The 6,855-nt window shown below is 66.1% G+C and carries 8 protein-coding genes; 4 read left to right on the top strand and 4 right to left on the bottom strand.

Annotation, left to right across the window (positions count from 1 at the left end; all coding sequences use genetic code 11):
* Window positions 1-70: 70 nt before the first annotated feature.
* Genes WBH99_RS11510 through ccmI form a run of 4 tightly spaced genes read left to right on the top strand, consistent with a single transcriptional unit; the run spans window position 71 to window position 4,060 of the window.
* Complete coding sequence (locus WBH99_RS11510; protein WP_424220237.1) at window positions 71-2,062, top strand: heme lyase CcmF/NrfE family subunit; 1,992 nt, start codon at window positions 71-73, stop codon at window positions 2,060-2,062.
* Complete coding sequence (locus tag WBH99_RS11505) at window positions 2,062-2,649, top strand: DsbE family thiol:disulfide interchange protein (protein ID WP_424220238.1); 588 nt, start codon at window positions 2,062-2,064, stop codon at window positions 2,647-2,649. Before WBH99_RS11510 ends, WBH99_RS11505 begins: the two co-directional genes overlap by 1 nt.
* Window positions 2,646-3,176: a cytochrome c-type biogenesis protein gene (locus WBH99_RS11500; protein ID WP_424220236.1), complete on the top strand. Its 531-nt coding sequence runs from the start codon at window positions 2,646-2,648 to the stop codon at window positions 3,174-3,176. Before WBH99_RS11505 ends, WBH99_RS11500 begins: the two co-directional genes overlap by 4 nt.
* The gene (gene ccmI / locus WBH99_RS11495) at window positions 3,173-4,060 is read left to right on the top strand and encodes a c-type cytochrome biogenesis protein CcmI (RefSeq protein ID WP_424220235.1); all 888 of its coding nucleotides are present in this window, start codon (window positions 3,173-3,175) and stop codon (window positions 4,058-4,060) included. Before WBH99_RS11500 ends, ccmI begins: the two co-directional genes overlap by 4 nt.
* A 173-nt stretch (window positions 4,061-4,233) precedes the next feature.
* Here the strand turns inward: ccmI and WBH99_RS11490 are convergent, their stop codons facing one another.
* The 4 genes from WBH99_RS11490 to WBH99_RS11475 are packed head-to-tail and all read right to left on the bottom strand — an operon-like array spanning window position 4,234 to window position 6,847.
* Window positions 4,234-4,494 carry a YfhL family 4Fe-4S dicluster ferredoxin gene (locus WBH99_RS11490; protein WP_424220234.1) on the bottom strand — a complete coding sequence of 87 codons (261 nt, stop codon included), beginning with the start codon at window positions 4,492-4,494 and terminating at the stop codon, window positions 4,234-4,236.
* Window positions 4,495-4,524: 30 nt separating this feature from the next.
* Entirely contained in the window at window positions 4,525-5,019 is a 495-nt protein-coding gene (gene coaD, locus WBH99_RS11485; protein ID WP_424220233.1) for a pantetheine-phosphate adenylyltransferase, read from the bottom strand.
* Complete coding sequence (gene rsmD / locus WBH99_RS11480) at window positions 5,016-5,561, bottom strand: 16S rRNA (guanine(966)-N(2))-methyltransferase RsmD (RefSeq protein WP_424220232.1); 546 nt, start codon at window positions 5,559-5,561, stop codon at window positions 5,016-5,018. Before rsmD ends, coaD begins: the two co-directional genes overlap by 4 nt.
* The gene (locus tag WBH99_RS11475) at window positions 5,558-6,847 is read right to left on the bottom strand and encodes a M16 family metallopeptidase (protein ID WP_424220231.1); all 1,290 of its coding nucleotides are present in this window, start codon (window positions 6,845-6,847) and stop codon (window positions 5,558-5,560) included. Before WBH99_RS11475 ends, rsmD begins: the two co-directional genes overlap by 4 nt.
* Between the last annotated feature and the right edge of the window lie 8 nt (window positions 6,848-6,855).

Below are 6,855 nucleotides of genomic sequence, written 5' to 3'. Positions count from 1 at the left end.
CCCGACCACCGTCCCCGCTCCCGTCCCCGTCCCCGCCCCCGCCCCCTACGGCAAGTAACCGGAAGCCCTCATGATTCCCGAACTCGGCCATTTCGCCCTCATTCTCGCCCTGCTCGTCTCCCTCGCCGTCGGCGTGCTGACGCTCCTGGGCGCGCACCAGAACCGTGGCCCGTGGATTGCCCTGGCCCGTCCCGGCGCCCAGGCCATGGCTTTTCTGGTGACGATTGCCTACCTCTGCCTGACCCAGGCCTTCGTGGCCAACGATTTCTCGGTCATCTATGTGGCCCAGCACTCCAACTCCCTGCTGCCGCTGCAATACCGCATTGCCGGGGTCTGGGGCGGGCACGAAGGTTCGCTGCTGCTGTGGATGCTGATGTTGACCTGGTGGGCCCTGCTGGTGAGCGGATTCTCGCGCAATCTGCCCGCCCCCATGCTGGCCCGGGTGCTGGGCACCCTGTGCCTGGTGGCCTTCGGCTTCCTGCTGTTCATCCTCCTCACCTCCAACCCCTTCGAACGCGTCCTGCCCGGCGTGGCCGAAGGCCGGGACCTGAACCCGATGTTGCAGGACCCGGGCCTGGTGATTCATCCGCCGCTGCTGTACATGGGCTATGTCGGCTTCTCGGTGGCCTACGCCTTCGCCATCGCCGCCCTGCTCTCCGGCCAGCTCGATGCCGCCTGGGCGCGCTGGTCCCGGCCCTGGACCCTGGCCGCCTGGGTGCTCCTGACCCTGGGCATCGCCATGGGCTCCTGGTGGGCCTATTACGAACTGGGCTGGGGTGGCTGGTGGTTCTGGGACCCGGTGGAAAACGCCTCCCTCATGCCCTGGCTGGTGGGCACCGCCCTCTTGCACTCCCTGGCGGTGACGGAAAAGCGCGGCAGCTTCAAGAACTGGACGGTGCTGCTCGCCATTTCCGCCTTCTCCTTGTCGCTGCTGGGCACCTTCCTGGTCCGCTCCGGGGTGCTCACCTCGGTGCATGCCTTCGCCACCGACCCGACGCGCGGCATCTTCATCCTGGCCTTCCTGGTCACGGTGATCGGCCTGTCGCTCGCCCTGTTCGTCTGGCGCGCCCCCAAGGTGGGCCTGGGCGGCCGCTTCGGCCTCTTTTCCCGGGAATCCCTGCTGCTCACCAACAATGTGCTGCTGGTGGTGGCGGCCGGCACGGTGCTGCTGGGCACCCTGTACCCGCTGCTGATCGACGCCCTGGCCCTGGGCAAGATTTCCGTCGGTCCGCCTTATTTCAATGCGGTGTTCGTTCCCATCATGGCCCCGCTGGTGTTCCTGATGGGGATCGGCCCCTTTGCCCGCTGGAAGCATGCCTCCCTGCCGGAAATCGCCCGCCTGCTGAAATGGGCCCTGGGCGTCGCCGGCGTGGTGGCCGTGACCCTGCCCTTCATGTACGGCAGCTGGACCCCGCTGGTCGGCCTGGGCCTGCTCCTGGCGACCTGGGTGGCACTCACCGTGGCCATCAATTTTGTCCAGCGCGTGCAGGCCACCCGTGGCAGCGACAGCTTCCTGAGCGCCGCCCTGCGTCAGCCGCGCCACTTCTGGGGCATGCACCTGGCCCATCTGGGAGTCGCCGTGTTCGTGGTCGGCATCACCATGGTCGGCGGCTATCAAGAAGAGAAGGACGTGAAGATGGCTCCCGGCGACACGGTGACCGTCTCCGGCAACACCTTCCGCTTCCTCGGCGTAAAGCAGGTCGAAGGCCCCAACTACACCGCCTGGCAGGGTCAGGTGGAATTGCTGCGGGATGGCAGGCTTGACAAGCGGCTGCATCCGGAAAAGCGCCATTACCGCTCTTCCATGATGCCCATGACCGAGGCCGCCATTGACGCCGGACTGCTGCGCGATGTCTATGTTGCCCTGGGCGAGCCGATCGACCGGGACAAGCCCGAAGCCGAGTGGGCGGTGCGGGTCTATTACAAACCCTTCGTGGACTGGATCTGGGCCGGCTGCGGCATCATGGCCCTGGGCGGGCTGGTCGCCATGCTCGACCGCCGTTACCGCACGCGCCGCCGGCGCAAAAACCCGGCCAACCGCCCCGCAGGAGAAGCGCCATGATGAAGAACAAGTTTGCCTGGATTCTGGTGGCCTTCGCCGCCCTGGTGATCCTCCTGGCCGTGGGCCTCAACCTGGACCCCCGGGAAGTGCCCTCGCCGCTGGTGGACAAGCCCGCTCCGGCCTTCAAGCTGCCCAGGCTGGGCGCCGCAGGCCAGGCCTTCGCTCCAGAAGAGATGCGCGGCAAGGTCTGGATGCTCAATGTCTGGGCCTCCTGGTGCGTCTCCTGCCGCCAGGAACACCCGCTCCTGGTGCAGCTGGGCAAGCAGCAAGTTGCGCCCATTGTCGGCCTCAACTACAAGGAAGTGCGCGGCGACGGCAGTCTCGACAGCAGCAAGATGCCCCTGGAGCAGGAACATGCCCTGGCCCGGGAGCGGGCCACTCAGTGGCTGAACGACCATGGCGACCCCTACACCCTGACGGTGCTTGATCTCGATGGCCGGGTGGGGATCGATTACGGGGTTTACGGGGTGCCGGAAACCTATGTGATCGACAAGGCCGGCATCATCCGTTTCAAGCAGATCGGCCCCCTCACCCCCGAGGTGCTGGAAAAGAAGATCCTGCCCCTGATCGCGGAGCTGAACCAATGAGCGCCCGTCTTTATTTCAGCCGCTTCCTTGCCGCCCTCGGCCTGGCCCTGGCCTGCCAGCTGGGCCTGGCCGAAGAGGCCCGCCCCCTGTCCGACGACCCGGTGTCAGAACAACGCCTGCAGGCCATCTCCGCCGAACTGCGCTGCCTGGTCTGCCAGAACGAAACCATTGCCAGTTCCAACGCCGATCTGGCCAAGGACCTGCGCCGGGAAATCCGGGGCATGATCCAGGCGGGCCAGTCGGACCAACAGATCATCGACTTCATGGTCGCCCGTTACGGCGATTTCGTGCTCTACCGCCCGCCGTTCAAGGCGACGACGCTGCTGCTCTGGGGCGGTCCCCTGATATTTCTGGTGCTGGGCATCGGCGCCCTGCAGTTCTACCTGCGCCGCCGCAACCGGGTGCTGCAGGCCGCCCGACCGCTTTCCGGAGAGGAAGCCCGCCGGGCCGACGCCCTGCTGACGGAGCCCGACCCCGCCGACAGCCCCCTCCAAGGCCCCTTTCAAGGCAAAGATCTCCAGCCATGACGATATTCCTCCTCGCCGCTCTGGCGCTCCTGGCCGCCACCGCCCTGTTCCTGCTGCCGCCCCTGCTGCGGTCGGGATCCCGCGCGCCGACCCAGGTTGCGCAACGGGAAACCAACCAGGCCATCCTGCGCGACCAACTCGCCGAACTGGAACAGGAACGACAGGAAGGCGATCTTTCCGGGGCCGATTTCACCCAGGCCCGGGATGAACTGAAGCAACGCATTCTCGAAGAAACCGCCCAGGCCGATGCCAGCCCGGCCCAGGCCCGCGACACGCCCAGCACAGCGCTGGCCATCGCCTTGCTGCTGGGGCTGACCGTTGCGGCTGTTGCCGGTTATGCCCTGCTGGGCACCCCCGCCGCCCTGGACCCCGCCATGCGCCAGGCCCGGCCGCAGGCGCCCGCCATGACCCCGGAGCAGATTGAAGCCATGGTGGCCAGACTGGCCGCCCGCCTGGCGGAAAATCCGGACGACGAACAAGGCTGGGTGATGCTGGCCCGCTCCTACAAGGTCATGGGCCGCCTGGAAGACGCCGCCCAGGCCTATGCCAAGGCCGGCAAGCGGGTGGCCACGGATGCCGCCCTGCTGACCGATTACGCCGAAACCCTGGCCCTGTCCTCCGGCAAGGGTTTCAAAGGCAAGCCCAGCGAGCTGCTCCAGCAGGCCTTGAAGCTGAATCCGGAATACGGCCAGGCCCTGCTCCTGGCCGGCGCCGCTGCGCTGGAGGCCGGCGACAAAACCAGGGCCGCCGATTACTGGGAAAAAGTGCTGCCCCAGGTCGAGCCAGGCAGCGAACTGCACACGCTGCTGGTTGCCAACATCGAGAAGATTCGCAGCAAAAAGAAAGCCCCACCCACTAAGCCCGGAGAGCCTGGTAAGCCCTGAGCCGGACCCGTGGCCCCGCACGGGCTTGGGCACGCGGCGAAAGCTTGCCGGATGCCACAAAAAACCCCGCCGGAGACGCGGGGTTTTTTGTGGCACAGAGGCCGGGATCAGGCCAGAATCAGGCCAGGATCAGGCCAAAATCAGGCCAAAATCAGGCCAGAATCAGGCCAGAATCAGGCCGGGCGCTTGTTGCCGGTGAGCTTCTCGTACTTGGCCCAGAGCTGATCTTCATTTTCTTCGTGGGCGGGGTCCTTGGGAATGCAATCGACCGGACACACCTGGACACACTGAGGTTCGTCATAGTGGCCAACGCACTCGGTGCACTTGTCCGGGTCGATCTGGTAGATCTCCTCACCCTGGGAAATGGCCCCATTGGGGCACTCGGGCTCGCAAACGTCGCAGTTGATGCATTCGTCGGTAATAATCAAAGCCATGGCAGTCGTTCCTCTCGTCTCATATCAAAATTAGCTGGCTTTTCTGGCGGCCAGTCGCCTTGCTACAGCGGGTTGGACAAACTTGCTGACGTCACCGCCCAGCCGTGCGATTTCGCGCACCATTGACGCCGAAACAAACATGTACTGCTCTCCCGGGGTCAGAAACACGGTTTCGACATTGGGGTAGAGCTGGCGGTTCATGCCCGCCATCTGGAATTCGTATTCGAAATCGGAAACGGCCCTGAGGCCGCGCACGATCACGCTGGCGCCCTGTTCGTGGACGAAATCCATGAGCAGGGTATTGAAACCCGAGACCTCCACGTTTTCGAGGTCGGCCAGGATCTCCCGGGCCATCTCCACCCGGTCCGCCAGGGGAAAGCAGGGCTGCTTGGAAGGGCTCTCGGCCACGGCCAGGATCAGGCGATCGAACAATCGGGAAGCCCGGCGCACCAGATCCTCGTGCCCCTTGGTCATGGGATCGAAGGTGCCCGGATAGATGGCGATGCGGTAATCCTGTCTCGTCACGCGTTCGACTCCTGCCGCAACAAATGAAAATAAACCTGCCCGGCCCGGCCCTGGCGCACGGTTTTCCAGGCCCCCAGGGCCGCCACCGGTGCTTCTGCCTCCAGGTACAGGGCTCCGTCCCCGGCCAGCAGGCCGGGCAACAGGGGTTCCAGCCTTGCCAGCCAGCCCTGCTTGTAGGGCGGGTCGGCAAACAGTACATCGAAGGGCTGTCGGCAGGAAGCTGCGAATTTTAACGCATCCCCGCCCACTATCTCCACCGTATTGCCGCATTGCAATCGCTGCGCATTGTCTTTCAGGGCGGCCAGCACCCGGGGCGCCTGTTCCACCAGCACCACTTTCCCCGCCCCCCGCGAGGCAGCCTCGAAGCCCAGGGCGCCACTACCGGCAAACAGGTCCAGGCAGGTCTGGCCGCTCAGGTCCTGGCCCAGCCAGTTGAACAGGGTTTCCCGCACCCGGTCCGGCGTCGGCCGCAAGGCCTCGCTATCGGGAAAACGCAGCACCTGGCGGCGCCACTGGCCACCGATGATCCTGACCTGATTCACCCGGCCGCCACCGTCACGGTGACGAGCTGCTCCGGCTGCACATGGCGGGCGAAGGCGCGGCGGATGTCTGCGGCGCTGACGGCCCGAACCCGGGCCTGATAGGTATCGAGGTAGTCGAGGGGCAGGCCATAAAAGCCGATCATGGCGACGTGATCGAGGATCTTGCGGTTGCTGTCCAGGCGCAGGGGAAAGCTGCCGATCAGATTGGCCTTGGCCGCTTCGAGTTCGGCAGGCGTGGGGCCCTCGGCCAGGAAGCCGGTCAGCACCTGGCGGACCACGGTGAGCGCCTCCTCCGCCTGCTCCTTCTTGGTCTGCAGGCCGATCTGGAAGGGGCCTGCCTGGCGCATGGGGGCGAAGTAGCTGTAGACGCTGTAGGCAAAACCCCGCTTTTCCCGCACCTCCTGCATCAAGCGGGAAACGAAGCCGCCGCCCCCGAGCGTGTAGTTGCCCACCAGCAAGGGGAAGAAATCCGGGTCGCCCCGGACCACGCTGGGCATGCCCACGAGGATGTGGGCCTGACTGGCCGGGTAGGCCAGCTCCAGCCGCTGCCCATTGGCTGCGACGGGAGGCGCGGGCAGGGCGACGGGCTCGCCCGATGGCAGGGCGGCGCTGAGGCGCTGGGCCAGGGCCTCGGCCTCGGCCCGGGAAATATCACCCACCAGGGTCAGGGTGGCGTTGGCGGCGTTGTAGTGTTTGCGCCAGAATTCGCGCAGATCGGGCTGACGGACAGCCGCCAGGGACTCCGGCGTGCTCAGGCGACCATAGGGATGCGCCGGATAGAGGGCGGCCCAGAAGGCGCGGCTGGCCTGGGTGTCGGGCCGGGTCAGGGCGTCCTTGAGCGCAGCGATGCTGCGGCCCTGCTCGCGCGCCAGGATCGCCGCCTCGAAACGGGGCTGGCGCAGCACCTGTTCCAGCACGGCCAGGGCCGCTTCACGCCTGTCCGGCCGGGACAGGGTACGCAGGCTGAGACTGGCCCGGTCCTTGTCCAGGCTGCCGCCCAGGCTGGCGCCCACATCGGCCATGCGGTTGCTGATGTCGGTCTCGTCCAGCTCGCCGGCCCCCAGGTCGAGCAGGCCATGGGTGAGGCCGGCCAGCCCTTCCTTGCCGGGAGGATCAAACATGCTGCCCGCGGCAAAATCCAGTTGCACGTCCAGAATCGGCAGGGCCGGGCTATGCACGAAATACACCCGGGTGCCCACCGGGCTCTGCCAATGTTCGATGGCGACCCCGGCCTGGACTGTCCCGCCCAGGGCCAGCAGGGCCAGGAAAAAAATACGCTTCAGCATGGATCGAT

The sequence above is a fragment of the Azovibrio sp. genome, from assembly GCF_049658005.1.
Taxonomy (GTDB): Bacteria; Pseudomonadota; Gammaproteobacteria; order Burkholderiales; family Rhodocyclaceae; genus Azovibrio.
The sequence above is the reverse complement of the archived record's forward strand: the minus strand, read 5'-3'. Positions and strand labels throughout refer to the sequence as shown.

What these genes read in the sequence shown, in the direction of transcription:
- WBH99_RS11510 (WP_424220237.1), top strand. Translation starts at nt 71, where the DNA reads ATGATTCCCGAACTCGGCCATTTCGCCCTCATTCTCGCCCTGCTCGTC.
- WBH99_RS11505 (WP_424220238.1), top strand. Translation starts at nt 2,062, where the DNA reads ATGAAGAACAAGTTTGCCTGGATTCTGGTGGCCTTCGCCGCCCTGGTG.
- WBH99_RS11500 (WP_424220236.1), top strand. Translation starts at nt 2,646, where the DNA reads ATGAGCGCCCGTCTTTATTTCAGCCGCTTCCTTGCCGCCCTCGGCCTG.
- ccmI (WP_424220235.1), top strand. Translation starts at nt 3,173, where the DNA reads ATGACGATATTCCTCCTCGCCGCTCTGGCGCTCCTGGCCGCCACCGCC.
- WBH99_RS11490 (WP_424220234.1), bottom strand. Translation starts at nt 4,494, where the DNA reads ATGGCTTTGATTATTACCGACGAATGCATCAACTGCGACGTTTGCGAG.
- WBH99_RS11475 (WP_424220231.1), bottom strand. Translation starts at nt 6,847, where the DNA reads ATGCTGAAGCGTATTTTTTTCCTGGCCCTGCTGGCCCTGGGCGGGACA.